The organism is Marinactinospora thermotolerans DSM 45154 (genome assembly GCF_900167435.1).
GTDB classification, from domain to species: Bacteria; Actinomycetota; Actinomycetes; order Streptosporangiales; family Streptosporangiaceae; genus Marinactinospora; species Marinactinospora thermotolerans.
Genome location: NZ_FUWS01000001.1, coordinates 314,681 through 341,487, shown reverse-complemented (window position 1 = coordinate 341,487; position 26,807 = coordinate 314,681). Strand labels below are relative to the sequence as shown.

General features: G+C 71.0%; 22 protein-coding genes. 13 read left to right on the top strand and 9 right to left on the bottom strand.

The annotated features are described in order from the left end of the window. Nucleotides 1–68 precede the first annotated feature (68 nt). Nucleotides 69–1,181 (top strand): sialidase family protein, encoded by a 1,113-nt coding sequence (locus B5D66_RS01530; protein WP_078759738.1) that lies wholly within the window; start codon nucleotides 69–71, stop codon nucleotides 1,179–1,181. Between the two features lie 171 nt (nucleotides 1,182–1,352). Here B5D66_RS01530 and B5D66_RS01525 read toward each other — a convergent pair whose 3' ends face one another. From B5D66_RS01525 to B5D66_RS01515, 3 genes are all read right to left on the bottom strand, one after another. Further along, nucleotides 1,353–2,324 carry an ABC transporter ATP-binding protein gene (locus tag B5D66_RS01525; protein WP_200813474.1) on the bottom strand — a complete coding sequence of 324 codons (972 nt, stop codon included), beginning with the start codon at nucleotides 2,322–2,324 and terminating at the stop codon, nucleotides 1,353–1,355. Between the two features lie 23 nt (nucleotides 2,325–2,347). Next, on the bottom strand, nucleotides 2,348–3,097 hold the full coding sequence (locus tag B5D66_RS01520; protein WP_078760020.1) for an ABC transporter permease: 750 nt from the start codon (nucleotides 3,095–3,097) through the stop codon (nucleotides 2,348–2,350). An 85-nt stretch (nucleotides 3,098–3,182) separates the two neighbouring features. Continuing rightward, complete coding sequence (locus B5D66_RS01515) at nucleotides 3,183–3,980, bottom strand: ABC transporter permease (protein ID WP_078759737.1); 798 nt, start codon at nucleotides 3,978–3,980, stop codon at nucleotides 3,183–3,185. A 300-nt stretch (nucleotides 3,981–4,280) separates the two neighbouring features. Here B5D66_RS01515 and B5D66_RS01510 point away from each other — a divergent pair, with 300 nt between their 5' ends. Further along, nucleotides 4,281–4,937: a TetR/AcrR family transcriptional regulator gene (locus tag B5D66_RS01510; RefSeq protein ID WP_159457189.1), complete on the top strand. Its 657-nt coding sequence runs from the start codon at nucleotides 4,281–4,283 to the stop codon at nucleotides 4,935–4,937. Between the two features lie 17 nt (nucleotides 4,938–4,954). On the opposite strand, the gene B5D66_RS01505 is transcribed toward B5D66_RS01510, so the two are convergent. Then, nucleotides 4,955–5,632: a FadR/GntR family transcriptional regulator gene (locus tag B5D66_RS01505; protein ID WP_078759735.1), complete on the bottom strand. Its 678-nt coding sequence runs from the start codon at nucleotides 5,630–5,632 to the stop codon at nucleotides 4,955–4,957. A gap of 158 nt (nucleotides 5,633–5,790) precedes the next feature. On the opposite strand from B5D66_RS01505, the gene B5D66_RS01500 reads away from it, so the two are divergent. Continuing rightward, nucleotides 5,791–7,047: a CynX/NimT family MFS transporter gene (locus B5D66_RS01500; RefSeq protein ID WP_078759734.1), complete on the top strand. Its 1,257-nt coding sequence runs from the start codon at nucleotides 5,791–5,793 to the stop codon at nucleotides 7,045–7,047. Nucleotides 7,048–7,063: 16 nt separating this feature from the next. Here B5D66_RS01500 and B5D66_RS01495 read toward each other — a convergent pair whose 3' ends face one another. The 3 genes from B5D66_RS01495 to aceA form a co-directional block, all read right to left on the bottom strand. Further along, nucleotides 7,064–7,924, bottom strand: a complete 861-nt coding sequence (locus B5D66_RS01495; RefSeq protein WP_078759733.1) for a CPBP family intramembrane glutamic endopeptidase — start codon at nucleotides 7,922–7,924, stop codon at nucleotides 7,064–7,066. An 80-nt stretch (nucleotides 7,925–8,004) separates the two neighbouring features. Next, nucleotides 8,005–8,226, bottom strand: a complete 222-nt coding sequence (locus B5D66_RS01490) for a hypothetical protein (RefSeq protein ID WP_144290648.1) — start codon at nucleotides 8,224–8,226, stop codon at nucleotides 8,005–8,007. Between the two features lie 215 nt (nucleotides 8,227–8,441). Further along, nucleotides 8,442–9,740 carry an isocitrate lyase gene (gene aceA, locus B5D66_RS01485; RefSeq protein ID WP_078759731.1) on the bottom strand — a complete coding sequence of 433 codons (1,299 nt, stop codon included), beginning with the start codon at nucleotides 9,738–9,740 and terminating at the stop codon, nucleotides 8,442–8,444. Nucleotides 9,741–9,954: 214 nt separating this feature from the next. Between aceA and B5D66_RS01480 the strand changes: the two genes are divergently transcribed. From B5D66_RS01480 to B5D66_RS01470, 3 genes are all read left to right on the top strand, one after another. Further along, complete coding sequence (locus B5D66_RS01480) at nucleotides 9,955–11,391, top strand: helix-turn-helix domain-containing protein (protein ID WP_078759730.1); 1,437 nt, start codon at nucleotides 9,955–9,957, stop codon at nucleotides 11,389–11,391. A gap of 161 nt (nucleotides 11,392–11,552) precedes the next feature. Continuing rightward, entirely contained in the window at nucleotides 11,553–12,788 is a 1,236-nt protein-coding gene (locus B5D66_RS01475) for an acyl-CoA dehydrogenase family protein (RefSeq protein WP_078759729.1), read from the top strand. A 637-nt stretch (nucleotides 12,789–13,425) separates the two neighbouring features. Further along, nucleotides 13,426–15,585 carry an insecticidal delta-endotoxin Cry8Ea1 family protein gene (locus B5D66_RS01470; protein ID WP_159457188.1) on the top strand — a complete coding sequence of 720 codons (2,160 nt, stop codon included), beginning with the start codon at nucleotides 13,426–13,428 and terminating at the stop codon, nucleotides 15,583–15,585. A gap of 391 nt (nucleotides 15,586–15,976) precedes the next feature. Here the strand turns inward: B5D66_RS01470 and B5D66_RS01465 are convergent, their stop codons facing one another. Beyond that, complete coding sequence (locus B5D66_RS01465) at nucleotides 15,977–16,756, bottom strand: class I SAM-dependent methyltransferase (protein WP_159457187.1); 780 nt, start codon at nucleotides 16,754–16,756, stop codon at nucleotides 15,977–15,979. A 238-nt stretch (nucleotides 16,757–16,994) separates the two neighbouring features. On the opposite strand from B5D66_RS01465, the gene B5D66_RS01460 reads away from it, so the two are divergent. The 6 genes from B5D66_RS01460 (at nucleotide 16,995) to B5D66_RS01435 (ending at nucleotide 21,868) form a co-directional block, all read left to right on the top strand. Next, nucleotides 16,995–17,747, top strand: coding sequence for a hypothetical protein (locus B5D66_RS01460; protein WP_078759726.1), 753 nt, complete (start codon nucleotides 16,995–16,997; stop codon nucleotides 17,745–17,747). Between the two features lie 169 nt (nucleotides 17,748–17,916). Further along, entirely contained in the window at nucleotides 17,917–19,062 is a 1,146-nt protein-coding gene (locus B5D66_RS01455; RefSeq protein WP_078759725.1) for an acyltransferase, read from the top strand. A gap of 4 nt (nucleotides 19,063–19,066) precedes the next feature. Beyond that, a complete protein-coding gene (locus tag B5D66_RS01450) occupies nucleotides 19,067–19,690 on the top strand; it encodes a TetR family transcriptional regulator (RefSeq protein ID WP_078759724.1) in 624 nt (207 codons plus the stop codon). 43 nt (nucleotides 19,691–19,733) lie between these two features. After that, entirely contained in the window at nucleotides 19,734–20,129 is a 396-nt protein-coding gene (locus tag B5D66_RS01445; protein ID WP_078759723.1) for a MerR family transcriptional regulator, read from the top strand. Beyond that, nucleotides 20,129–21,112, top strand: coding sequence for an aldo/keto reductase (locus tag B5D66_RS01440; protein ID WP_078759722.1), 984 nt, complete (start codon nucleotides 20,129–20,131; stop codon nucleotides 21,110–21,112). The genes B5D66_RS01445 and B5D66_RS01440 overlap by 1 nt, the downstream gene beginning before the upstream one ends. A gap of 93 nt (nucleotides 21,113–21,205) precedes the next feature. Further along, nucleotides 21,206–21,868: a sulfotransferase family protein gene (locus tag B5D66_RS01435; RefSeq protein WP_235000627.1), complete on the top strand. Its 663-nt coding sequence runs from the start codon at nucleotides 21,206–21,208 to the stop codon at nucleotides 21,866–21,868. Between the two features lie 53 nt (nucleotides 21,869–21,921). Here the strand turns inward: B5D66_RS01435 and B5D66_RS01430 are convergent, their stop codons facing one another. Continuing rightward, complete coding sequence (locus B5D66_RS01430) at nucleotides 21,922–24,207, bottom strand: HelD family protein (protein ID WP_078759720.1); 2,286 nt, start codon at nucleotides 24,205–24,207, stop codon at nucleotides 21,922–21,924. A gap of 293 nt (nucleotides 24,208–24,500) precedes the next feature. On the opposite strand from B5D66_RS01430, the gene B5D66_RS01425 reads away from it, so the two are divergent. Then, nucleotides 24,501–26,717, top strand: coding sequence for an anthranilate synthase component I (locus B5D66_RS01425; protein WP_200813473.1), 2,217 nt, complete (start codon nucleotides 24,501–24,503; stop codon nucleotides 26,715–26,717). The last annotated feature ends 90 nt before the right edge of the window (nucleotides 26,718–26,807 follow it).

Sequence of the window (26,807 nt, the reverse complement as noted above, 5' to 3'; positions counted from 1 at the left end):
TTCCCGGGTCCCCGAAAATGTCACAGGGACGTGCCACAGTGTCGTGGAAGCCGATTCTGGGAGCCGTCATGCCGTTCCTTCTGCTCATCGGGACCCGCAAGGGGTTGTTCACCGCGACGAGCCACGACCGCCGTGTCTGGGAGGTGAGCGGCCCGCGATCGGTCGGCGCCGCAGCCCAAGGCGGCAGCGAGGCCGTCTACGCGATCGGTGTCGACCCGCACGACCACCGGATCCTGGTCGGGGCCGACAGCCCGCACTTCGGGCCGAGCGTGTGGTTCAGCGACGACCTCGGGGTCACCTGGCGGGAGCCGGGACGCGCGCCCATCTCCTTTCCCCCCGACTCCGGCGGCTCCCTCACCCGGGTGTGGCAGTTCGCCTTCGGCGACGAGCCGGGCACCGTCTACGCGGGGGTGGAGCCCACCGCCCTGTTCCGCTCCCACGACGGGGGCGAGTCCTTCGAACTGGTACGGGCGTTGTGGGACCATCCCCACCGGCCCGGATGGCTGCCCGGCGCCGGTGGGGCCGCGGTCCACACCGTGCTGCCCGGACGGGTGGACGCCGGGCGCACGGAGCGGGGGCTCATCACCGTCGCCATGTCCACCGGCGGGGTCTACCAGTCCCGTGACGACGGTGTCACCTGGACGCCCGCGAGCCGTGGCATCCGCGCGGGCTTCCTCCCCCAGGAGTACCCCGAGCACGGGCAGTGCGTGCACAAGGTGACGGTCGCCGCCGACGGCGTGTTCTACGCCCAAAACCACCACGGGGTCTACCGCAGCGCCGACCCCGCCTCGGGCTGGACCTCCATCACCGCGGGGCTGCCCTCCGACTTCGGCTTCGCCATGGTCGCCCACCCGCACCGTCCCGGGACGGTGCTGAACTTCCCGGTGATCAGCGAGGCGTGCCACCTGCCGCCGGACCACCGCCTGCGTCCCTACCGCACCGACGACGGTGGCGACCTGTGGCGGCCGGCCGCCGACGGACTGCCCACCGAGCCCTACTACGGCATCGTGCTGCGCGACGCCGCCTGTACCGACGGCGCGGAGACACCGGGGTTCTACTTCGGCACCCGTAGCGGTGACGTCTACGCCCGCGTCGGCGACGACACGCCCTGGCGGCCGGTCACGGCCCACCTTCCCGACGTGCTGTGCGTCCGCGCGGCCCACGTTCCCGACCGGGGGTAGACGCGCGGACAGCGGCGCGCCGCCGTTCCCGCGCGGGCGCCATGGGCCGCGCGCGGCCGTTGCCGGTCCCGCGCTCCACCGAAGAGGGCGGGGCGCCGTGCGGTCTTCCCGGCCGCTACGCCGGGGTATCGCGCGCGGGGGCCGGTCCCGGCGGCGGGGACGAGGCCGTCCTCAGCCGTCCTTGCCCAGGGACGCGGTCCTCTCGCGCCGGTACAGACGCGCGACCACGTCCTCGATCTCCGGTTCACGCAACATCAGGTCGGCGATCCGGTGCGTGGCGCTCACCGCCGCGATCACCTCGGCCGGGTTCGCGCTCAGCTCCAGCCACTGGCGTGGTCCCTCGACCCGGGTGGCGGTGGCCCCGGCCACCTCGATCGGGGGTGCCGGCGCGGTCAGGTCCACGATGAGGGTGCGCGGGGAGGGGGCGGTGGCGCGCAGGGCGGACAGGTCCCCGTCGAAGGCCAGCCGGCCGTGGTCGATCACCATCACGCGGCGGCACAGCCGCTCCACGTCCCCGAGGTCGTGCGTGGTGAGCAGGATCGTGGTCCCCTGCTCGGAGTTGAGGCGTAGCAGGAACTCCCGGATCGTGGACTTGCTGACGACGTCCAGCCCGATCGTCGGCTCGTCCAGCACCAGGAGCCGCGGGGCGTGCAGCAGTGCCGCGGTCAGGTCCCCGCGCATACGCTGCCCGAGACTGAGCTGGCGTACCGGGGTGGCGAGGAAGGGGCCCAGCTCCAGCAGCTCGGTCAGCTCGGCCAGCCGTCGCGCGTGGTCGGCGGCCGGCACCCGGTACAGGTGCCGGGTCAGCGCGAGACTGTCGCGCAGGGGCAGGTCCCACCACAGGGTCGTGCGCTGACCGAAGACCACGCCGATCCGGCCGGCGAGCCGGGTGCGTTGTCGCGACGGCTCCAACCCGGTCACCCGAAGGCGGCCCCGGCTCGGACGCAGGATGCCGGTCAGCATCTTCATCGTCGTGGACTTTCCGGCACCGTTGGGACCGAGGTAGCCGACGATCTCTCCGGAGGCGACCGAGAAGGTCACGTCGCGCACCGCTGTGACGGTGCGCCGGACGCGGCGCAGCGGCCGGCCGGAGGAGACGGTGAACTCCCGGCCGAGGTCCTGCGCCTCGATGATCGGGGACATGGCGGTGTTCTCCTTCGCGGTGGTCAGCTTCCGGTGGAGCGGTAGTGGCGCAGTCCGCTTCGCCACAGGAGCGCGGCGACCAGGGCCAGCGCCACGGCGACGCAGGGGGAGGCGTGGCGCAGCCCTTCGGGCAGCCCGAGCGGATCGGGCCGGTCCAGCAGGTAGAGGGCGGGCTGCCAACTGACGAACGCGAGGGGCACGATGTAGGTGGCCGTGCGCACGATGTCGGCGCCGTAGATGGCGAGCGGGTACTGCGTCATGGCCTGCCCGCCGTAGGTCACCGAGTTGGCGAGTTCGCGGGCGTCGGCGACGACGAACTGGATGCACGCCCCGATCGTCCACACCGAGGCGCAGATGACGAAACCGGAGCACAGGAGCACCGGGACCAACAGCACGCGCTCGGCGGTCCAGTCGATGTCGGCTTCCCCCAGGGCCCACACCAGCGCGGCCAGGTTCGGTACCAGCTTGCCGAGCCGGCGGGGCGAGAAACCGTCCGCCGCCAACTGCGCCAACGGTGAGACCGGCCGCACCAGCATCGTGTCGAACGAACCGAGGCGGATGTGCTCCCCGAGGCGCTCCACCGCTCCCATGAACAGGTCCGCCAGGCTGAAGGCGACGCCCGACAGGCCGTAGATCAGCAGCGTCTCGTGGAGGCCGAAACCGGCCAACCGGCCGGCATGGGAGAACACGAAGAACAGCGCCGCGAGTTCACTGAGCGAGATGAGCGCCTGCGCCAGGGACAGGGTCAGCAGCGATGCCGGGTACTGCGCCATGGCGCGGGTCCAGACCCAGACCAGGCGCGGGTAGACGAGCAGGGCGGAAAAGCCCCGCAGGGAACGGGACGGCGCCGTGTGGATCTCAGCCACCCTGGACCACCACCCTGCGGGTGGCGCGGGCGGTCAACGCCGCGCACAGCCACAACAGCGCCGCCGCCCAGGCCGCCTGGAGGGCCAGCCCGCCCAGCGGGCCGCCGAGCACCCCCTCCTTGCCGAGGAAGACGTCGGCGGGGACCTGGACCATCGACGCCCACGGCAGCAGGCGCAGCGACGATCCCAGGAGGTCGGGAAAGAACGCCAGCGGGAGGAGGAGACCGGAGCAGAAGCTGCCGAGCAGCGCGGCGGCGGTGTTCACGCCGCGGGTGTCCAGCAGCCAGAATCCGGCCAGGGCGTACAGGTAGCGCAGGGCGAAGCCGACCAGCATGGCCAGCGCCACCGAGACGGCCGCCATCCCCCAGTGGGCCGGCCCCTGTGGCAGGCGCAGCGTGAAAACCAGGGCGCCGACGGCGAAGGTGGGCAGACTGCGAAAGAGCAGGGAGAACGCCGAGCGTCCGAGGTCGTGTGCCAGCCACCACGGAGCGAGGTGGGCGGGACGCAACAGGTCGACGGCGACCTCGCCGCTGCGGACGCGCTCGCCGAGCCCCAGGGGAGGGCCGAACGCCGCGACGGGCGCCAGGAGCGCCTGGGCGAGGAAGACCTGGGTCACCGCGTCGGTGGCGTCATAGCCGTTGACCTCTGGACGCGCGGCGAACACCGCCAGCAGGATCGTGGCGTTGATCAGACCGAACACGCTGTTGGTGACCAGGCCGGCGAACGTCGCCGCGCGATAGGTCGAATAGCGGCGCAGCCCGCAGGCGAACACCGCGAGATGGAGTCGCACCGTGCCGTGGCTCCTTTACCGGATGTGACAGTGAAAGAGGCACGGCCCTGCGCGGTGCAGGTCCGGGACGCCGGAGAGGAGAAGCTACCACGGTCACCGGTCTGCCGTGGCTGGAACGCCGAAAACGTGCCGCGCGCCCGAAGGGGGAATGGAAGGGGGAAGGCGGGAATTTCCGGTTACCGCCAGACGCGGGTGGCTTCATGGCGGCAGACTTTGCGCGGAAGGGCGCCCGGCAGCGATAAGGGGGACCCGCCGCAGGGGCGCGGTCCGCGCCGTGCGACCTGTTTCGGTGGAGGACGCATGAGTCAGACCGCGAAGCACCCGGCCCCCTCACCACGTGAGCGGGGCCAGGCCGCGGGCCGGCGCCCGAGGCTGTCCTCACGGGGGATGGCGACCCGGCGCCGGCTGCTCACCGCGGCCCGGCAGGAGATCCTCTCGGGGGACGGAACGCTGGAGGTGGCCGATGTCGCCGGACGTTCCCAGGTCTCGGCCGGACTGCTCTACCGCTACTTCGGCAGTAAGGACGGCCTCATCAGCGCGGTCGTCGACGAGTTCTACGACGCCTACGACGCGGCGGTGTTCACGACGCGGATAGGGGCGGGCGGCTGGCTGGCATCGGAGTACGAGCGGATCCGCAGGGAGATCGACTTCCTCTGCGACGACCCGCTGGGCCGTGTCATCGTGGGGCGCAGGTTGCGCGAGCCCGCGGCGGCGCAGACCGACGCCGAGCGGTTGGCCCGCCAGGTCGGTATCGCGGCGCGCGGCATCGAACGGGGACAGCGCAGCGGCGAGCTCGACGCCTCGGTCGATCCCAGGTACGCGGCGGCGGCGATCCTGGGAGCCTTCCGCGAGCTCATGGCGGAGGCGCTCAGCGGAGAGGGAGAGCCTTCACGCGAGGAGCTGCTGGACGTCATGTGGCGTACCGGGACGAGCCTGCTGCTGCCGGTGAAGGGGTGAGGCGGGAGGAGTCGGGGTCACTCCTTGGCCTGGGTGAGCAGGTCGTCGATGTAACAGGCCGCCTCGCGTAGCGCCCGGTCGGGGTCCCCGTCCCGGATGGCCCTGCTCAGGTTCGCGTGGTTCATCCCTTCCTCCTGGTCGGGTTCGCCGTAGGCGGTGTGGGCGATGCTGTCGTAGACGACCTGGGCGATGTCGTCGTAGAGCTCGATGAGCAGGGAATTGTGGGTGGCCTTGACAACTGCGCGGTGGAAGCTGAAGTCCGCCTCGACGAAGGCCGCCATGTCGCGTTGGGCCCAGGCGGTGTCGCGTTGGGCCAGGGCGGCCTCGATCTCGGCGATGTCGTCCTCGGTGTGGCGCAGGGCGGCCAGCCGCGCGGCCTCCAGCTCCAGGGCGCGACGCACCTCGAGGTTCTCCAGGAGCCGGGAGCGTTCCAGTCGGCGTCGCAGCGCTCCGCCCAACTCGCTTGAGGCGCGGACGAAGGTGCCGGCGCCCTGGCGGATCTCCAGGAGGCCGGCGTGCGCGAGGGCGCGCACGGCTTCGCGGACGGTGTTGCGCCCCACCTCAAGCTGTTCGGACAGCTCGGTCTCGGTGGGGATGCGATCGCCGACGGTCCACTCGCCGGAGTCGATCTGGGTACGCAGTTGGCTGATGACCTGGTCGACGAGGCCGGTTCGACGGGTTGAGGCGAGAGGCATACGCCTACCTCCTACGGGTGGGGGCCACTCCCGTGGGCCGTGCGATGCGGAGTTGGTTAAAGCCGGAGCTTAGACCAACCAGCCGACGACATGACCCCGCATGCCCAATGCGTTACCCTAATACACTACATCCTGTCATCCTATGATTGTGGGCGGAAGTGACGAGCGTGTCAGCGCCGATCGCGGGCGGATCGGAAAGAACCGGGGCGACGGCCGGCCGTAGGCCGCGACATGTCACGTGGCTGCTGGTCGCGGGCGTGGGCCTGGCGGCGATCAACCTGCGCACCGCGATCACCAGCGTCGGACCGGTGCTCGACGAGATCAGCGCGGATCTCGCCATGACACCGACGGTGGCCGGCGTGCTCACGACCCTGCCGGTGCTGTGCTTCGCCCTGTTCGGCGCGCTGACCCCCGCGCTGATCCGCCGGCTGGGGGAGCACCAGGTGCTTCTCGGGGCGCTGCTGGCCCTGGCCGTCGGGTTGGGCGTGCGGGCGCTCGCCGACGACCAGTGGCTCTTCCTGGCCTTCAGCGTGCTGGCGCTGTCGGGTGGGGCGGCCGGCAACGTGCTGATCCCGACGCTGGTCAAACAGCACTTCCCCCACCGGGTCGGCGCGATGACCACCCTCTACACCACCGCGCTGGCCCTGGGCAGCACGATGGCCGCGGCCGGTACCGTTCCCATGACCGAGGCCACCGGGGGCAACTGGCATGTGGCGGTCGGTTCCTACGCGTTGTTCGGACTGGTCGCCGCGCTCCCCTGGGCGCTGCTGCTGCGGCACGGCCCCACCTCCGCCGAGCGGGGTGAGACGCTCGGGCTGACACGGGTGCTGCGTACCGCGATGGGCTGGCAGAGCGTCGTCTTCTTCGGAACCCAGTCCATGGTCGCCTACATCATGTTCGGCTGGTTCGCCTTGATGCTGCGCGACCACGGGATGAGCGCTGCGGGGGCGGGGCTGGCCCTGTCCTATCTGACGGCGCTGTCCGTTCCGGTCTCGCTGGTGCTGCCCGGCCTGATGGCGCGGACCCGCGACCACCGCTGGTTCGTGGTCCTGTTCTTCCTGAGCTACCTGGCCGGCTTCACCGGGCTGCTGGTGGCCCCGGTCTCGGGGGTGTGGGCCTGGACGACGCTCATCGGCATCGGCATGAGCACCTTCCCGCTGGCCCTCACCTTCTTCGCCGTGCGCACCCGGACCGCTCCCGGCACGGCCGCGATGTCGGCCTCCAGCCAGAGCATCGGCTACCTCATGGCCGGGGTCGGCCCCTTCCTCTTCGGGCTGTTGCACGAACTGACGGGGGCCTGGCACGCGCCGATGGCCATGCTGATCGTCGTCGCGGCGGTCAACCTGGGCGTGGGCCTGTTCCTGGGCCGGCCCGGTCATCTGGAGGACGTGCTGCCCGCCCCGAAGGCCCCCTGAGCCGTTCGGGGCCGGGTCAGCCGCCCGGCAGCCACGACACGTTGCCGATGAGATACACCGAACCGATGAACGCGACGATGTCGATGAGCGAGTGGGCCACCACCAACGGCATCACCCGGCCCCAGCGGCGGAACACCCAACAGAACACCAGTCCCATCACCAGGTTGCCCAGGAACATCCCCAGTCCCTGGTAGAGGTGGTAGAAGGCGCGGAGCACCGATCCGGCCAGCGCGGCGCGCAGGGGCGACCAGCCCAGCTGGCCCAGCCGCAACATCAGGTAGCCGACCACGATCACCTCCTCCAGCACGCCGTTCTTCACGGCCTGGAGAACGAGGACGGGCGTCTGCCACCAGTGCCCGTTGAGCGCGCTCGGCTCGACCGTGACCGTCAGGCCGAGCCGCCATGACACCAGGTAGACGGCGAGCCCGCCCAGCCCGATCAGCGCGGCCAGGCCGGCGCCGGCCGCCAGGTCGAAACCGGGCCGGCGCAGGTCGAAGCCGATCGGCCGGGCCGATTCGCGGGTGCGGTGCAACAGGTAGACGACCAGCGCCACCGGGGCCATCGAGAACGCCAGCGAGTAGAGCTGCCGGGACAGATCGAGCCACGGCCGGTCGGCCGCGGCCTGGGATCCCACCAGGCTGGCCGTCTGCTGGGACAGCGCCGCGGGCGCGGTGAGCGAGCCGACGAAGGAGATCGTGGCGGAGACCGCCGCCGCGCCGAGCGACAACGCGAGCACGCACGCGATCTCCCCGGCCAGCAGGCGCGGGCTGAGCGGAGCGGTGCCGGGCAACGGGACGGACGGGGCCGCAGAGCCCCTGGCCTCGTCGGGAGCAGGGATGCCGGCCGCGTCCACCGGCCCGGATTTCTGTTCGGCCATGCAGGCGATTGTTCCATCCCCGGGCCGCCGAACGGCCGAGGCCGGCGCGCGCCGGGGTGACGGCGCGCGCCGGCCCCGGGTCAATCGTCGCCTTGGCCGTCGTCCTGGTCGTTGTCCTGACCGTCGTCCTGGCCCTGGTCGCCGTCCTGGCCCTGGCCGTCGTCTTGACCGTCCTCCTGGACGATCTCGTCGTTGTCGTCGTCGGTGTCGTTGCAGGCGGTCAGCGGTCCGAAGGTGAGCAGTGCGATCAGGCCGGCCCCGGCGAGGCGGCGGAGAAGGGGGGAACCGTCATGGAGCGACACGGTGCTACTCCCGTGGTCGGTGTCAAGGTGGTGCTCCGGCACCCGTGGGCGGCCGGGCACCCCCTCCCTACCCCGAAAGTCCCCGACACACCAAAGAGGCCGCCGGCCCCACGGGTGACACGGTGACCGCGGAGCCGGCGGCGCAGGGGCGACGTCCCGCCGCGCCCCAGCCACGAAAGCGGGGCGGGCCGTCGCCCGGGGATGAGGAACCAGGGTCAGTGAGCCGCTGAGAACTGGTCCTCTTCGGTGGATCCGGTGAGCGCGGTGGTGGAGGCGTCCGGCGTGATCGCGGTGCTGATCTGGTCGAAGTAACCGGTGCCGACCTCGCGCTGGTGACGGGTCGCGGTGTAGCCGTCGGTCTCGGCGGCGAACTCCGCCTCCTGGAGCCGGACGTAGGCGCTCATGCCCGTCTGCGCGTAACCCTTGGCGAGCTCGAACATCGAGTAGTTCAGGGAGTGGAATCCGGCCAGCGTGATGAACTGGAACTTGTATCCCATGTGGCCCAGTTCGCGCTGGAACTTCGCGATGGTGGCGTCGTCGAGGTGGCGCTTCCAGTTGAACGAGGGCGAGCAGTTGTAGGCGAGCATCTGGTCGGGGTACTCGGCCTTGATCCGCTCGGCGAACTGGCGGGCGACCTCCAGGTCCGGAGTCGAGGTCTCCATCCACAGCAGGTCGGAGTAGGGCGCATAGGCCAGGCCGCGGGCCACGCAGGCGTCCAGGCCGTTGCGGACCCGGTAGAAGCCCTCACCGGTGCGCTCGCCGGTGACGAAGGGCTGGTCGCGCTCGTCGATGTCACTGGTGATCAGGGTCGCGGCCTGGGCGTCGGTGCGCGCGATGACGAGCGTGGGGACTCCGGCGACGTCGGCGGCCAGCCGGGCGGCGTTGAGGGTCTTGATGTGCTGGCCGGTGGGGATGAGGACCTTGCCCCCCAGGTGGCCGCACTTCTTCTCGGAGGCGAGCTGGTCCTCCCAGTGCACGCCCGCGGCGCCGGCCGCGATCATGGCCTTCATCAACTCGTAGGCGTTGAGGACGCCGCCGAAGCCGGCCTCGGCGTCGGCGACGATCGGCGCCAGCCAGTGCGGCGCGTCCTCGTCCCCCTCCGACCAGGTGATCTGGTCGGCTCGCAGCAGCGCGTTGTTGATGCGGCGCACGACCTGGGGAACGGAGTTGGCCGGGTACAGGCTCTGGTCGGGGTAGGTCTGGCCGGCCTGGTTGGCGTCGGCGGCGACCTGCCAGCCGGACAGGTAGATCGCCTTGAGGCCGGCGCGGACCTGCTGGACGGCCTGGTTCCCGGTGAGGGCGCCGAGGGAGTTGACGTAGTCCTCGCTGTGCAGCAGCTGCCACAGCCGTTCCGCTCCGAGGCGGGCCAGCGTGTGCTCCTCGGTGACCGAGCCGCGCAGCCGGATCACGTCCTCGGCGGAATAGGTGCGCTCGATGCCCGCCCAACGGGGGTCGGTCTCCCACGCGCGCTGAAGTGCCGCGCTGGCCTCCTGCTGACGGCCGGTGATGCTCATGTGTGATCCCGCCTTCGTTCGTCCCCTGGAAGATGCTCCGGCTGGAGAGCCCCCACCGGCCCGAGGTCGGGTGGGCTCGATGGTTTGTTCCCCGCCGGTAACTATGATTGTTCGCAAAGATCCAGAGTTTTTCGAGAAGAATTCCGGCGAAGATGTGCGTTTCTTTCTCTAAGATGAAGCCATGGCGTACTTTGGGACCGAAGAAATAACGACTTTGCCCGGGGATCTCGACCTCGTGACCTTCGGGCAGCGGCTGCGTCACCTGCGCCGTACCCGCGGAATGACCCTGGCCGACCTGGGCGAACGCGTCGGGCGGGCCCCCTCCCAGCTCTCCCTGTTGGAGAACGGCAAGCGCGAACCCAAGCTCTCCCTGCTCACCGCGTTGGCCAAGTCCCTCGGCGTCTCGGTGGAGGACCTGCTCTCCCGGCAGCCGCCCAGCCGGCGCGCCCAGCTGGAGATCGCCGTGGAGGAGGCGCAGCGCGACCCCGTCTACCGGTCCCTGGCCCTGCCGCACCTCAAGATCGGCAAGCGGGTCCCCAACGACGTCCTCGAACACATCGTCGGGCTCTACGAGGAGCTCAAGCGGCGTAGCGCCAAACCCACCGCCACCCCTGAGGAGGCACGCCGCGCCAACGCCGACCTGCGCCGGCAGATGCGCGAGCGGGGGAACTACTTCGAGGCGATCGAGAAGGCCGCGCAGGAGACCCTGGACGCGATCGGATACCGCGGCGGCGCCCTGTCGCAGGGACAGATCCTGGCGATCGTCACCCACCACGGGTTCACCCTGCGCTACGTCCAGGACCTGCCGCGCTCGGTCCGTTCGGTCACCGACACCCGTAACCGCCGGCTCTACCTCAAGCGCGAGTCCCTGGGCATGCACAGCCCGCGCACGATCCTGCTGCAGACCCTCGGCCACTTCGTCCTGGGCCACGCCCAGCCCCGCGACTTCGCGGACTTCCTGCGCCAGCGGGTCGAGGCCAACTACTTCGCCGCCGCGGTCCTCATCCCGGAGTCCACGGCCGTGCCCTACCTCCAGGAGGCCAAGGCCGCGCGGGACCTGTCGGTCGAGGATCTGCGCGACGTCTACTCGGTCTCCTACGAGATGGCCGCCCACCGCTTCACCAACCTGGCGACCCGCCACCTCGACCTGGTCTGCCACTTCATCCGCAACGACGAGACCGGCATCATCTACAAGGCCTACGAGAACGACGGGCTGATCTTCCCCACCGACGACACCGGGGCGATCGAGGGGCAGCGGATGTGCCGCTACTGGTCGGGGCGTCAGGTCTTCGCCTCCCCGGACCGCTACTCGATCTACCACCAGTACACCGACAAGCCCAACGGGACCCACTGGTGCGTCGCCCACGTCGATCCCAGCCGCGAGCGCAACTTCGCCATCACCCTGGGGGTGCCCTACAAGGAGTCGCGCTGGTTCCGGGGGCGCGAGACCACGCACCGCACGAAGTCGGAGTGCCCCACCGGCGAGTGCTGCGTGCGTCCGCCGGCGGATCTGGCCGCCCGATGGGAGGGCAACGTCTGGCCGTCGGCGCGCGCCCACTCCCACGTGCTCGCCGCGCTTCCTCCCGGCACCTTCCCCGGGGTCGACGAGACCGACGTGTACACCTTCCTGGAGCGGCACGCCGTCGAGTGAACGCGGCCTCTGTCCGGGGCGGCGGGCGGTCCGTCGCCCCGGTGGGGCGGGGGTGCTGTGTTACCGTTGGTAACACATAGGTGGCCGCTCCGGCCGCCCTGTTTCGATGACCGCCACCCCACGCCCTCCCAAGGGCGTCAATCATCGAAGGACGTGCCCCCATGACGGACAGTGCCGAGACCGGCCCCGGATTCAGCCTCGACCTGGGCGAGGACCTGCGTGAGATCCGGGACTGGACCCACGCCTTCGCCCGCGACGTCATCCGCCCGGCGGCCGCCGAGTGGGACGAACGCGAGGAGACCCCCTGGCCGATCCTCCAGGAGGCCGCCAAGATCGGCCTGTACTCCCTGGACATGTGGGCCCAACAGTGGCTGGAGCCCAGCGGCGTGGGGGTTCCGGTGATCATCGAGGAGCTCTACTGGGGCGACCCCGGCATCGGGCTGGCCCTCACCGGCACACTGCTCGCCGCGGTCTCGGTCGCCAGCAACGGCACCCAGGAGCAGCTGTTCGAGTGGGTGCCGCAGATGTTCGGCACCCCCGACGACGTCAAGCTCGGCGCCTTCTGCTCCTCCGAGCCCGACGCCGGCAGCGACGTCGCGGCGATCCGCACCCGCGCCGTCTACGACGAGGCGACCGACGAGTGGGTCCTCAACGGCACCAAGACCTGGGCCACCAACGGCGGCATCGCCGACGTCCACGTCGTGGTGGCCAGCGTCGACCCCGAGCTCGGCTCGCGCGGTCAGGCCAGCTTCGTGATCCCGCCCGGCACGCCGGGGCTGTCCCAGGGGCAGAAGTTCAGCAAGCACGGCATCCGCGCCTCTCACACCGCCGAGGTCGTCCTCGACGGCGTCCGCGTCCCCGGCCGCTGCCTCCTCGGCGGCAAGGAGCGCCTTGACGAGCGTCTCGCCCGGGCCCGTGAGGGGCGGCGCTCGGGGGGCCAGGCGGCCATGCGGACCTTCGAGAAGTCACGGCCCAGCGTCGGCGCGATGGCGGTGGGGTGCGCCCGGGCCGCCTTCGAGTACGCCCGCGACTACGCCGGGCAACGGCACCAGTTCGGCCGGCCGATCGGTGAGAACCAGGCGGTCGCGTTCACCCTCGCCGACATGGCCACCCGCATCGACGCCGCCCGCCTGCTGGTGTGGCGTGCCGCCTGGATGGCCCGCAACGACAAGGAGTTCGCCCAGGCCGAAGGGTCGATGAGCAAGCTCTTCGCCAGTGAGACCGCCACCTGGGTCACCCAGCAGGCCGTCCGGCTCCTCGGCGGCAACGGCTACACCCGTGAGTACCCGGTGGAGCGCTGGCACCGCGACGCGACCATCTTCACCATCTTCGAGGGGGCCTCGGAGATCCAGCGGCTCATCATCGGCCGCGCGGTGACCGGCCTGCCGGTGCGTTGACGCCCGTGCCGGCGGCGTTGTCCCGGTAGACGTGTTCCGGGACCCGAACGGGGGCGAGCAGGTGGGGACGGCCGGTTCCCACAGGCTTGCCCCCGTGGTCCTGTACGGGTGTCGCCGCTGCGGCGGCAGCGACGGAACCACGGATCATCCGAGGGGCCGGGAACGTGGTGCGCGGGGCGGCGGTGCCACGGCGGTAGGACACCTGGTGCCGGAGGTGACGAGAGCCGGGCGGGGAGCGACGGCGGATTCGCGTGAGGGGAGCGCCACCGAAGCCCGACGAACCGCGCGACGCTTGGACCCTCTCGGGCCTGTGCCGTGAGGGGTGACGCGCGCTAGGCCCGTCTCTCCTTCACCGGTCGGCCGCCGTGGGCGTGGACTCGTGGTGGCACCGTTCCCCTTGCCCCGCGCCACGCCCGCCCCATGCCTGCTTCAAGGGCGTTTGCCCTGGCCGAAGCGATCCGCCGTGGGCCTCCCGTTCCCTCCAAGGATGCGTTGTCCGCGCATGGGCCGGCGGAGCCGTCGGGTAGCGGGCTCGGTGGCCCACGTGGGAGTGCGTCTCCTACCGGCGCCGCTTCGTCGTGGGCCGTGGCGGCCGGATCCGGCGGCCGTCACGCACGCCGATCCTCTGGGGGAGAGTATGAACCAGTACGGGCAGGACCGGGCCGGCGCCGCCGTCACGAGGGAGCGGGCCGTGCGGGCCGTGGTGCCGCAGCAGTACACGCCGGGCGCTCCGGGGGGAGGCATCCTCGATCCGGAGAGCGTCACCAAGGCGATCATCCTGTACGGGGTCAAGAAGGTCCCCTTCGCCGGCAACGAGATAGGGCTGATCGCGGGTCTCCTTCTCGACGAGCTCTTCCCCCAGAGACAGCCGAAGACCAACGTCTGGGAGGACATCAAGGGACGTGTCGAGGCCCTCCTCAAGGAGAAACTCAACCAGGGGATCTGGAACAGGTGCAAAGCCGATCTCCGCGGGGTCTTCAACACGTTCAACGACTACGAGAACGCGGCCAAGAAGATCACGTTCTTCTCCTCCGACAAGGAGAAGGCCGAGGTCCGGACCCGCTGGGGGCACGCGCACAGCGCCGTCATCTCCGCCTACCCCCGGTTCCAGGAGGACGAGGCGGAGGCGCTGCTGCTCCCGATGTTCGTCCAGGTGGCCGACCTGTACATCTCCCTGCTGCGTGACATGGCCATCCACGGGAGGTTCCTGGGCTGGGACGAGACCGTGGTCAACGAGCGTAAGGAGAGACTCGCGGAGATACTGACCTACAGCAATGCCTACAACAAGGACAGGTTCCCCTCCTACGTCCACCAGATCTACTACTCGGAGTACGCCAAACGGGCCAAGGAGGCGGTCGACGGCAAGGGCCATGCCGACCACGACAAGCAGTGGCAGGTCGTCGAGTACGACCGCGAGACCGAGACCAACTGTGTCCAGGTCGCCCTGGAACTGTGGCCGTACATGAACCTCAAGAAGTACCCCAACGGGGCGAACGCCGCTTTTTGGCGCCAGGTCTTCATCGGGCCCTACGGAACCCCCGCCGATATCAACAAGCTGCCTCCCAAGAAGAGGAGCCCGCACTTCCTCAGCGAGGTGGCGATCTGGAGCCACGACCGGGTCGACGCCCTCCAGTGCAAGAACGGGGAGACCTGGGGCCCGAAGAACGGAACCGGCGGTGGCACCCGTCGCACCATCGTTCTCAACAGCGGCGAGGACATCCACGCCTGGAAGGTCCGTTGGGACCCCTTCCGGCCGAGGGGGCTGCCTCCGAACTGGAAGGAGTACGGCGTTTTCCAGCTCGGCCTGTCCAAGAAACAGAGCGACCACGACTTCGTGATGCACGGCACGGACAACCGTTACACCCGGGAGGCGGTTCATGAGGTGATCCCGGGCTACCGGGTGACCTCGCTGACCGTCACCGGCGCCAACCCCGCGGGGAAGGCCGCGGCGTGCCTGTACGTCGGGATGATCGCCCACAAGCTCAAGGACATCAAGAGGAACTCGACGTACACGATCGTCGGCGACCACGACCGCCGCAGGCTGGACCTGGCCTCCTACAGCGCCCGCGACGGCGTTCCGGCGATATTGGCCGATCCCGACCTCACCTCCAGCCAGCAGTGGCGTCTGGTCAGTGTGGGTGACATCGGTCCCGGCGTGTTCGCCGAAGGGGAGCGGTTCCGGATCGTCAACGCCTGCACCGGCGCGTGCCTGAGCCGCGACGCCGAGGGCCGGGTCTTCCAGTCCGGTGACAGCTCCTCCGCCGAGACGCTGTGGGAGCTGGAGCAGCACGGCCCGGCCACATGGCGGCTGCGCGCCTGCGACGGCGGTGTCCTGTCCGTCACCGGGCGGCGCCTGGAGGTGTCCGCGTCCGATGACGACGGCGAGGCGTGGTGGCTGTGGGAGGTCCCGCGGCGCGCCGCCTCCGCGTCGAGGGGCACCGGTGCGGAGACGTCGCTGGAGTGGGAGAGCACCGGACACGACGGCGAGGGGTTCACCGCGCGCCTGACCCTGACCGCCCCGCGCGGATCCGCCACCGCAGACGCCTGGGAGCTGTCGTTCCACCTGCCATCCGAGGTCGACCGGGTGGAGCTCGCCGAAGCCGACGGCGTGCTCCTGGACACGGAGGCCGACGACAAGGGGGTGCGCGTCAGGCTCGCACCCAGCAGTGCGACACCCGCCCGCCTGGATCCGGGGGCCGAGGTGACGTGCACGCTCACCGGCCGTACCCGACCCGGAGCGCCCGAGCGGATCCGACCGATCGGGGTCCTGCTCGACGGCACCCGGGTGATCGACTGAGCGGACCACGACGGGAACGCGATTCCAGAGCTGTTTCGCCTCGGGGGAGAGCACGGCCCCGACCGGCGGGGAGGTCCCACCGAAGACTCGGCGAACGGTGGTGAGCGGGGCGGAAGAGCGAGGAGCGGGTCCCGCGCCCTCAGGCGCGGGACCCGCCCGTGTCCGGGGCGGCGCCGGTCGTCCCGGGCGGTGTCGGCGTGGAGCGACGATCCAGAACCGGCCCCGTACCCGTCGGCGGCGAGGCGGGAAGGTCCGGTGGGGTGCCGGAGGCGATGGGATCGTCCCTCAATTCCGGCCCGTCCCGCCGCGCGCGGCGAAGCGATGGCGTCTCCTCCAGCGAAGGCCGGGGAGCCGCCCCGGTGTCGGTGCGGCCGGGCCGGTCCCGCCGGAGTCAGAGCGAGGCCGTGAGGAGCGCGCAGGGCGGTATCCGGTGTTCGGCCGTCCAGGTGTGACCGGCGATCAGGTCCGGGTCGGCCACGCCGTGGGCGTCGTCCGGGGTGGGCAGCTCGCGTTGGATCTCGCCGAAGCCGGCCTCGGCCAGCAGCTCCTCATAGACCTCCAGGGGCCAGAAGGTGTCGACGATGTCCAGCCAGGAACCGTCGGTCTGGCGGAGCCGGACGGGCAGGGGGTCCCCGGGGGAGTAGCGCTCGCCCTTCCTGCCGATCATGAAGGTCGAGAACGGGGTCCCGATGCACGCGGGATTGGGGTTGAGGACGGCGAAGCGGCCCTCGGGACGGAGCAGGCGGTGGACCTCTCGGAAGAGCCGCAGGATCCGGGCCTTCTCGGGAACGCACACCAGGACGAAGTTGCACATGGCGCGGTCCACCGACGCGTCGGCCAGGCCGGGGATCTGGTCGTCGGTCACGAGGTGGTGCTCCACCAGGGGGCCGGTCCTCCTCCGGGCGAGAGACAGCATGGCGGGTGAGACGTCGGCCGCCACCACGTGGACACCGAAACGGCGCGCCACGTGGTCGGCGACGACGCCGGGGCCGCAGCCGAGGTCCAGCAGGCGTCCTCCCCGGAGCCGTTCCAGTCCCAGGGCCCGGAAGACGAAGGGGTATCCCAGTACCCACTCCACCGAGGGGGTGAGTCTTTCGTATCCGCCGGCCACCTGTTCGCCCGACCAGTCCGTCACCGGGGGCAGGGGGTCGGGTCTACCCGTCTTCTCCACGCCGATTCCTCCTTGCTCCGGCGGGAACCGCCGGGTCTCGTCGCGGTGGGATCCGGGCGGCCGTCGTGCCCCCGGCCCGCCCATGCCCGGCCCCGTTCCGCCAACCGGCGCGACGCCAGGCGCTCAGGGTAGTGGCATCATTGCATAGGGTGGTGGTGTTGTGGGGCGGGATTCCGAAGCGGCCGTGCCCTTCCTCCCGGCTTCTGGCGGCCGGGGGGGCGCGTCCTAGCCTGTCCGCATGAGTGATTCGGGCATTCCCGCCAGAGAGCGGGAACTCACCGTGGCCGGCCGCTTCAACGGTCCGCCGGCTTCGGCCAACGGCGGTTACGTGGCCGGGCTGCTGGCCGAGCCGGAGATGGAGGAGACCGTCGAGGTGACGTTGCGCCTCCCGCCGCCGTTGGACACCCCCATGCGGGTGGTGGTCGGGGAAGGGGGCGTCCGGTCGCTGGTGCGCGGCGCCGAGACGGTGGCCGAGGCGGTGCGGGTCACCACACCGCTCGAACCGGCCGGTGGCGTTGTGCCGGTCGTGGCCCGCGAGGCGCGGGGAAGGTTCCGGGGCGCCCTCGCCCACCCCTTTCCGACCTGCTTCGCCTGTGGAACGGAGCGCGCGCCAGGGGATGGGTTGCGGGTGCACGCAGGTCCGGTGAGCGACGCCCCGGACGAGCGGGTCGTCGCCTGCGACTGGACACCGGACGCCTCACTCGCGCCCGGGGGCGCGGGGCCGGTTCCGATGGAGATGGTCTGGGCCGCGTTGGACTGCCCGGGAGGGTGGTCCAGCGACATCACCGGCCGTCCCATGGTCCTGGGGCGCATGACCGCGTGGGTGCGGCGACGTCCCATCATCGGGCGGCCATATGTGGTCACGGGCCGGCTGCTGGGCGAGGAGGGGCGCAAAGTGCTCACCGCCAGCGCGATCCACGACGAGGAGGGGCGGGAGGTGGCGCGCGCCAACGCGATCTGGATCCGGCTGCGGGAGGAGACCGTGGTGTGACCCGGGAGGCGCGGGGTAGTGAGGGGCGGCAGCCGCCGTTCCCGACCTTGTGCATCAAAAGCCGCATGTCAGGACATTCAGGGCTTCCTGTGAATACTTTGAGAATCTGATAACAGCGTGATATCACTTGGAGTAGTTCAGCCGTCGCCGACTGGATGAGGACAGCGCCATGACCGCCACCTCCCCCGTGCCTTCTACTGCCGCCCAGGCGGCGCACAGGACGGGGCGCGGCCCCGAGGCTCCGGCCCGGGTGGCGACTCCGGCAGCCACCGCCTGGCTCGACATCACTCGTGTCCTGGCGATGCTGGCCGTCATCGTCGTCCACGCTTTCGCGCCGATCGTCACCACCCGCTACACCGACTACGGCACCGCCACCTGGTGGGCCGCCAACGCGGCCGACTCCCTGGTCCGCTGGTGCGTCCCCGTCTTCATCATGATCAGCGGGGCCCTGCTGCTGAAACCGCGCGAGGAGGGGCTCCGTTCGTTCTACCGCCGCAGGTTCTCGCGCATCGGCATTCCGCTGGTGGTGTGGACGGGGATCTATCTGGTCCTGGAGCACACCCGCTGGGGCGGCATCACGCTGTCCGAGGCCATCGGCACGGTCCTGTCGGGCGACCCGGCCCTCCACCTGTACTTCCTGTTCGTGCTGGCCGGTCTCTACGTCCTCACGCCGTTCCTGCGCATCATCACCCGCTACGCCACCACGCGGATGCTGTGGTGGTTCGCGATCATGATGTCGGCGCTGGGCATGGTCGACCAGGCCGTCACGGTCTTCGACGGCGCCGGCGGACCCAACGCGGTCACGCGCTTTCTGCCCTATGTGGGCTACTACGTCATGGGCTACCTGCTGCGCGAAACCGATCTCACCCGTCGCCAGACGTGGGGGGTGCTGGGCGCGTTCGCGGGCTCGATCCTCGTCACCGGGCTGGGCGCGGGGCTCATCGGCCACGCCACGGGCGGCTGGACCGCCGAGGCCGACTACCTCTACACCTACCTCTCGCCCAGCGTCATGGTCATGTCGGTCACGGCGTTCCTGCTCCTGCGGGCCTTCGGGCGGAACTGCTCCTCGTTCACGGCGTCCCACCGCGACACCGAGCCGGCCCGGCGCCGTCTCAAGACGTTGTCGGATCTCAGCTTCGGGGTCTTCCTGGTGCACGTCGTGGTCCTCTACGAGCTGCGCGGCCTCACCGGTGTTCCCGACCACCCCATCGCCATGCTGGCCATGGCCTCCTTCCACATCCTCGCCGTCCTTACCGTCAGCCTGGCCGTCACCGCCCTGTTCAAGCGGATCCCGGTGCTGCGCGCTACCGTGTGACGGTGTGGCCTTCGACCCCGCACCGAGCACCAGCACCCCGCCCGCCGCGGGCCGCGTCTCGCGTGGGCGCAGCCCCGAACGCCGCCGAGCGATCCTGGACGCCGCCGACCGGGTCATCCAGCGTGATGGCCCCGGCGCTTCGATGGCGGCGATCGCGGCCGAGGCGGGCATCGGCAAACCCGTCCTCTATCGCCATTTCGGCGACAAGAGCGGGTTGTACCGGGCCCTGGCCCGGCGCCACGTCGATCCGCTGATGGAGCGGGTCCGTTCCGAGCTGCGCGAGCCGACCTGCCTGCGGGCGCGTACCCGTTCGACGGTGGCCGCCTACCTCGGCATGATCGGGGCGAACCTCAACCTGTACCGCTTCCTGATGCACCGCGCCACCGCCGAGGACCCGCCCACCCGCGGTGACCTCGGCATGATGGTGCGCAGGCTCGGCGAGGAGATCGCCGGGATGCTCGTGGCCGAGGGGTACATCCCCGATCCGGTGCGTGCCCAGATCGTGGCCCACGCCGTGGTCGGGATGGTGCAGGCGGCGGGGGAGTGGTGGCTGGAGCACCCCGACATGCCCGCCGGGACCGTGGTCGATGACCTGACCACGGCGGTCGTCGGAGCGATCTCCGGCTGAGAGGACTTGACCTGGAGCGCACTCCAGGTAGCAGGCTCCTCCCATGAGCGAGTACTACACGCCCAAGGAGGTCTCGGCCCGGTTCGGGTTGAGCCTCGACACCTTGCGCTACTACGAACGCGAGGGATTGCTCGGCCTGGTGGAGCGCGCCCCTGGTGGGCAGCGGCGTTACCGGGCTCATGACGTGGAGCTTTTGGAGCTCGTGCGCTGCCTGCGCGACACCGACATGCCGATCGCCCGCCTGAGGGAGTTCGCCGAACTGGTCCGCGAGGGCGACGCGACCATTCCCCGCCGCCTGGACGTCCTGGAGACCCACGAGGGGCGGCTGGCCGAGCGTATCGCCGAGCTCCAGCGCCGCCAGGCCGCGATCCGGCACAAGATCGACTACTACCGTTCCGTTCTCGCCGCGTCCGCTGCCACGGAAGGACGGGTTCTCTGATGCGCCGTCACACGCTGGGAACGGGGCCGGCCGCGCGCGGGGTCGGCGAGATCTGTCTGGGAGCGCTCCCGTTCGGCACCCTGGTGGGGGAGGAGACCTCCTTCGCCATTCTGGACCGCTTCGTCGAAGCGGGCGGCAGGTTCATCGACACCTCGAACAACTACGCCTTCTGGGTGCCGGGCTTCGCGGGGGGCGAGAGCGAGCGGGTCCTCGGCCGCTGGCGGGCCTCCCGCGGGGTCGGCGACGAGGTCGTCATCGCCACCAAGCTGGGAGCGCAGCCGCGCACGCCCGGCCGAGGGCTGGAGGACGCCGAAGGGCTGTCCGCCTCCGCGATCCACGCGGCGGTGGAGGACAGTCGGGAACGTCTGGGGATGGACCGCCTCGACCTGCTCTACACCCACATCGAGGATCGTTCCGTCCCGATGGAGGAGACCCTCGACGCGCTCGGCGCACTTCGCCGGGCCGGCGCCATCGGCCTCGTCGGCGCCAGCAACCACGCGACCTGGCGGCTGGAGCGGGCCCGTTCCCTGGCGGCGGTGGGCGACCGGCCCCGGTACGAGGTGCTGCAGTACCGCTACAGCTACCTCCAGCCCCGCTTCGACATCGCGCTGCCCGAGAGCGGCCACGTGCACGCGAGCCCCGAGCTCCTCGACTTCGTCCAGGAGGAGAACACGGCGGGACGCGCCACCGGGCTGGTCGTCTACAGCACCCTGCTGTCGGGCGGCTACACCCGTTCCGACCGACCGCTGTCCGCGCCCTATGACCATCCGGGGACCCCGCGCCGTCTGGAGGCGCTGCGCGAGGTCGCGGCCAAGGTCGGGGCGACCCCCAACCAGGTGGTGCTCGCCTGGCTGCTGGGACGCGCCCCCGCGATGATCCCCCTGGTGGGCGCGAGTTCCGTGGAGCAGCTGGAGGAGACCCTTCAGGCGACCCGGCTGGTGCTCGACGAGGAGGACCGGGCCCGCCTGGACGCGGCCGGCTGAACCGCCGTCCCCGGAAGAGGTGGGACGGCCGGCGGTGCGGGCGCGGTCCGGCGCCCGCACCGGTCGACTGTCGTCGCGTTGTGCGATGATCTGGTGACGTCGCGTGGCGACTGGGAGGGGTGGGGCCGCATGGACGTGATCGGTGCCGGTTTCGGACGAACCGGGACCCTGTCCCTGAAGTACGCGTTGGAGCGGCTCGGGTTCGGCCCCTGCTACCACATGGCCGAGATCGTCGAACGGCCCGAACGGGCCGAGGCCTGGCTGGCCGCGGCCCGGGGGCGGGCCGACTGGGGCCGCCTGCTCGCCGGCTACCGCTCCATCGTGGATTGGCCCGGCTGCTACTTCTGGCGTGAACTTCTCGATCGCCACCCCAACGCCAAGGTCGTGCTGAGCGTGCGCGACCCGCGCCGTTGGTACGAGAGCGCCGCGCAGACCATCTTCGACACGCCGCCCGCGAAGGAGGTCGTCCCCCGTTACCGTCCCCTGCTCGAACTCGCGGAGGAGATCGTCCACCAACGCACGTTCGGGAACCGCGTGGACGACCCGGAGGCGGCGATCCGGGTCTATGAGGAGCACAACGCCGCCGTCCGCGCGGCCGTCCCGCCGGAGCGGCTGTTGGTGTTCGAGGTGGGGCAGGGGTGGGAGAGACTGTGCGGGTTCCTCGGGGTGGAGGTTCCCGACGAACCCTTCCCCCAGACCAACGACCGCGCCTCCTTCCACCGGATGTTCGCGGCGCGGTGGCAGGAGAGGGGCTGATCCGGGTGCCGGCGTGCCCGGGCCGCCCTCACGAGCGGCCCGAGCCCGCCGGCTCATCCCCTGACGCGGCGCAGCCGGCCCAGCATGGACGGGAGCTCGCCGTGGTGGACGACGGTGAGCCGGCGGGTGGCCCGGGTCACCGCCACGTACAGATCGTGTCCCCCCTTGGGGGAGTCGGCGACGATCCCGTCGGGGTCCACCACGATCACCGCGTCGAACTCCAGCCCCTTGGCCTCGGTGGTCGTCAGCGTGGTCGCGGGGGAGTCCAGCGCCTCGGGGGTCGCCCCCGACGGCAGGTCGGGCAGGGCCGCGCGCACCTCGGCCACCCGGGAACGCGCGGTGATGACGGCCACGCGCCCCTCGCCGATCGCGGCCCGCTCGGCCTCCACCAGACGCGGCAGCCCCTCGGGCAACTCCGCCGTCGCCATCCGCACCGCGCGCGGTGGCGTCCCGCCGTCGCGCACGGACTCCGGCGGCTGCTGTCCGGGCGCCACCTCCGCCAGGACGTCGGCGGCCACCTCCATGATCTCGGCGGGCGTACGGTAGTTGACCAGCAGCCGGGTCTCGCGCCAGCGCCCGCCGACGTAGGGGTCGAGCATCTCGGCCCAGGAGCGCGCCCCGGCCGGGTCACTGGTCTGGGCGACGTCGCCCACGATCGTCAGGGAGCGGGTGGGCACGCGACGCATCACCATCCGCCAGGCCATCGCCGACAGCTCCTGGGCCTCGTCCACGATGACGTGGCCATAGGCCCAGCGCCGGTCGGCCCAGGCCCGCTCGGCGGTGGTGAGCCGCGCTCCGGGGTCGCGATGGCGTTCGGCGAGGGCGCGCGCGTCGAGGAAGCCCTGTTCGGACAGGCCGGTCAGTTCCAAGACGCCCTGGGCGTAGCGCTCCTCGGCGCGGCGCTCCTCGGCCGCGACCCGTTCCAGCGCCCGCGCCGCGCTGTCGTCCTCACCGAGCAGCTCGGCGGCTTCGTCGAGGAGGGGAACGTCGGAGACGGTCCACCGGGTTGTGGCCGGCCGCAGCAGCGTCCGCGCCTCATCGGGCCCCAGTCCGGCTCGGCGCGCCACCCGCTGTAGCGCCGCGGGGTCGGCGAACAACTCCGTCAGCAGCCGTTGCGGTGTGAGGTAGGGCCACAGCCGGTCGATCGCCGCGCGGACCGTGGGCTCGGCCCACAGGGAGGCCCGGGCGTAGCGCACGTCCTCGTCGTCGAGCGGGGGGCGACCCAGACGGCGGGCCTGGTCGAGCGCGAGGTCCTTGAGCACGTCGTTGACGTAGAGCTTGCGCGCGATGTTGTGCGGCTTGCGCAGGCCACGGGCGCGGTCGCGGGCCCGCCGGCAGACATCCTGGCCGACGCGCAGTTCCATGTCGTCGACCTCCACGCGCAGCCCGTCGCCGTCACGGGGGGTCCGCTGCCGGTCCCGCACCGCCTCGGCCACCAGGCGCGCCATGCGCGGGTCGCCCTTGAGCAGCGCGGCGGAAGGTTCCTCGGTCTCGGTGGCCCGTACGCCGGGGAAGAGCTCGCCGACCGTGGCCGGCACCGCGTCGGTCTCGCCCAGTGAGGGCAGGACCTGGCCGATGTAGCGCAGGAACGTCGGGTTGGGGCCGATGATGAGGACGCCCCGGCGGGCCAGCGTGTCGCGGTGGGTGTAGAGCAGGTAGGCGGCGCGGTGCAGCGCGGCGACGGTCTTACCGGTTCCGGGCCCGCCCTGGACGACCAGGACGCCGGCCAGACCGGAGCGGATCACCTGGTCCTGTTCGGCCTGGATGGTGGCGACGATGTCGCTCATCCGGCCGGTGCGTCCACGCCGGAGCGCGGCCAGGAGGGCGGCCTCGCCGACGAGGGTCCGCCGGTCCTCCTCGGTCAATCCGTCGAGGTCGAACACCTCGTCCTCCACGCCGACGACCGTGCGATCCCGGGTGTGCAGATGGCGCCGGCGCACCAGACTTCCGGGGGTCTGGGGGGTGGCGGTGTAGAAGAGGCGGGCGGCCGGAGCGCGCCAGTCGATCAGCAACGGTTCGTGCTCCTCGTCGCGCAGCCCGATCCGGCCGATGTGGAAGCTCTCGCCGTCACGGTGGTCGATGCGGCCGAAGCACAGTCCTCGTTCGACCGAGGAGAAACGGGCCACCAGGCGGGCCTGCTCCTCCGCGGTGACCTCCCGTTCGATGAGGGCCTGTCGGGTGCCTCCGCCGCCGCGCCCATGGGCTTCCCGCAGTGCGGTCTCGGCACGTTCCCTGACAGCGTCCAACCGGGTGTAGAGCCGGGTGAGGTGGGCCTGCTCCTGGCGGAGCGCAGCCCTGCGGGCCTCTTCCCGCGAGGAGGTGGATTGACAGGGATCCATTTATCTAGTATCCTTGTCTATTAGAGCTGTGTATATTTTCCGCTAGAAGGACATACTCTAGCAGGGTCCCACCGGGTAGCGCGGTCTTGCCCGCCTCCTGGTCCTCAAATGAGGGAAAACGCTGTCGGGGTGTTCTCCTCGCGCTAGAATTCCCTTCGTGCGAACCGATCAGGCTCTCCAACGGTGGTGGCGCCGCTCCTAGGCGGCGTATCTGTTCGTGTTCCGTTCGATCAGCGGCCGCTCGCGCAGGCGGCCGTTCTGTCTTCCCTCGGCTCCCGGCGCGGGTGTGGCGCATGACACCCAGCGCGAAAAGGACCGGTCCCGTGGACGACAGCAGCACCTCCTACCACACCGCCGGCGGCATCGCCGTGCGCCGTACCGTCCGTCCCTGTGCACCCGAGGCACTCAGCGAACTCGTCCGCTCGGTCGAGCATCGCCGTGGCGGCGTGCTGTCCTCGGGAATGGAGTATCCCGGCCGCTACAGCCGCTGGCACCTCGGCTACGTCGACCCCTGCCTCGAACTGGCGGCGCGGGGACGCGCCGTCACCGTCACCGCGCTCAACGAGCGCGGCCGGGTCCTCCTGCCCGTCGTGGCCGAGGCGTTGCGCGCCCACGGCGAGACCGTCGAGCAGTCCCCCGACACGTTCGGGATCGTCATCCCCGAGCCGGACGTGGAGGTGTTCCTGCCCGAGGAGCAGCGCAGCCGCCGCCCCGGCGTCTTCTCCGCGCTGCGTGAGATCGTCGCGCTCTTCGCCGCGGAGGACGATCCCCACCTCGGACTGTACGGCGCCTTCGGATACGACCTGGCCTTCCAGTTCGAACCCATCGAACAGCTCCTGCACCGCGATGCCGCCGACCGCGACCTCGTCCTGCAACTCCCCGACGAGATCATCGTCCGTGACCGCAAGCGCGAGACCTGCCTGCGCTTCTCCTACGACTTCACCGTTCCCGCCGGACCGGGGCGGGACGAGGCGTCGACCGACACGCTGCCGCGCGCCACCGAGCCCACCCCCGAAGTCGTCACGGCCCAGACCCCACCACAGCCCGAGCCCGGCTCCTACGCGCGTGTCGTCGCCGAGGCCAAGAAGCGCTTCGTCCGGGGGGACCTGTTCGAGGTCGTACCGAGCCACCGCACCTACGGCTCCTGCTCCTCGCCGGCACGGTTCTACGAGCGCCTGCGCGAGCGCAACCCCGCCCCCTACGAGTTCTTCTTCAACCTCGGCGAGGGGGAGTACCTGGTCGGGGCCTCCCCGGAGATGTTCGTCCGGGTCAGCGGCCGGCCCGGCCGGGGACAGCGCGTCGAGACCTGCCCGATCTCCGGCACCATCCGCCGCGGCGACGACGCGCTGGGCGACGCCGCCAACATCCTCGAACTGCTCGGCTCCGCCAAGGAGGAGTCGGAGCTGACGATGTGCACCGACGTCGACCGCAACGACAAGTCCCGGGTGTGCGAACCCGGCAGCGTCCGGGTCATCGGCCGCCGCCAGATCGAGCTGTACAGCCGGCTCATCCACACGGTCGACCACATCGAGGGCACGCTCCGTCCGGAGTTCGACGCGCTCGACGCCTTCGTCACCCACATGTGGGCGGTCACCGTCACCGGTGCTCCCAAGACCTGGGCCATGCGCTTCATCGAGGCCCACGAGTCCACGCCGCGTCGCTGGTACGGCGGCGCGGTCGGGGTCGTCAACTTCGACGGCTCCATGAACACCGGGCTCACGCTGCGCACCGCCCACATCCGCGACGGTGTCGCGGCCGTCCGGGTCGGCGCGACCCTGCTGTACGACTCCGACCCCGAAGCCGAGGAGCGCGAGACCTTCCTCAAGGCCCGCGCGCTGCTGGAGACGCTGGCGGAGGAGGGCGAGGACGCCTCTCCCGCGACCGAGGCGTCCGCGCCGCCGAAGGCGGGAGAGGGGATGAGGGTGCTGCTCGTCGACCACGAGGACTCCTTCGTCAACACCCTCGCCGACTACGTTCGACGCCACGGGGCGCAGGTGACCACCCTGCGCCACGGCTTCGACCCGCTCCTGCTGGACCGGTTGGCCCCCGACCTGGTCGTCCTTTCGCCCGGGCCGGGCCTGCCGGCCGACTTCGCGATGAGCGCCCTGCTCGACGAGCTGTACGCGCGCGACCTGCCCACCTTCGGCGTGTGTCTCGGGCTCCAGGGGATGGTCGAGCACGCCGGCGGGGAGCTGCTCACCCTCGCCGAGCCCGTCCACGGCAAGCCCAGTCGGATCCGGGTGACCGGCGGACGGTTGCTGGAGGGGGTGGCCGACCCCGACATGACCTTCACCGCGGGCCGCTACCACTCCACCTACACCACCCCCGACCGGGTCAAGACGTTCGAGGTGACCGCGGTGGTCGATGACGGTGCCGAGCCCGTGGTCATGGCGATCGAGGCTCCTGAGTCCCGTCGCTGGGCCGTGCAGTTCCACCCCGAGTCGATCCTCACCGCGAAGGTCGGGGAGCGGATCGTGGAGAACGTGCTGCGGATGGCCCGCCGTCCCTGACACGTGCCCGTCGTGCCCGCGGACCACGGCCCGCGGGCACGACGCGCCGGGGCACCCGCCGGAATCCGTGAACAACGGACCGGTGGCTCA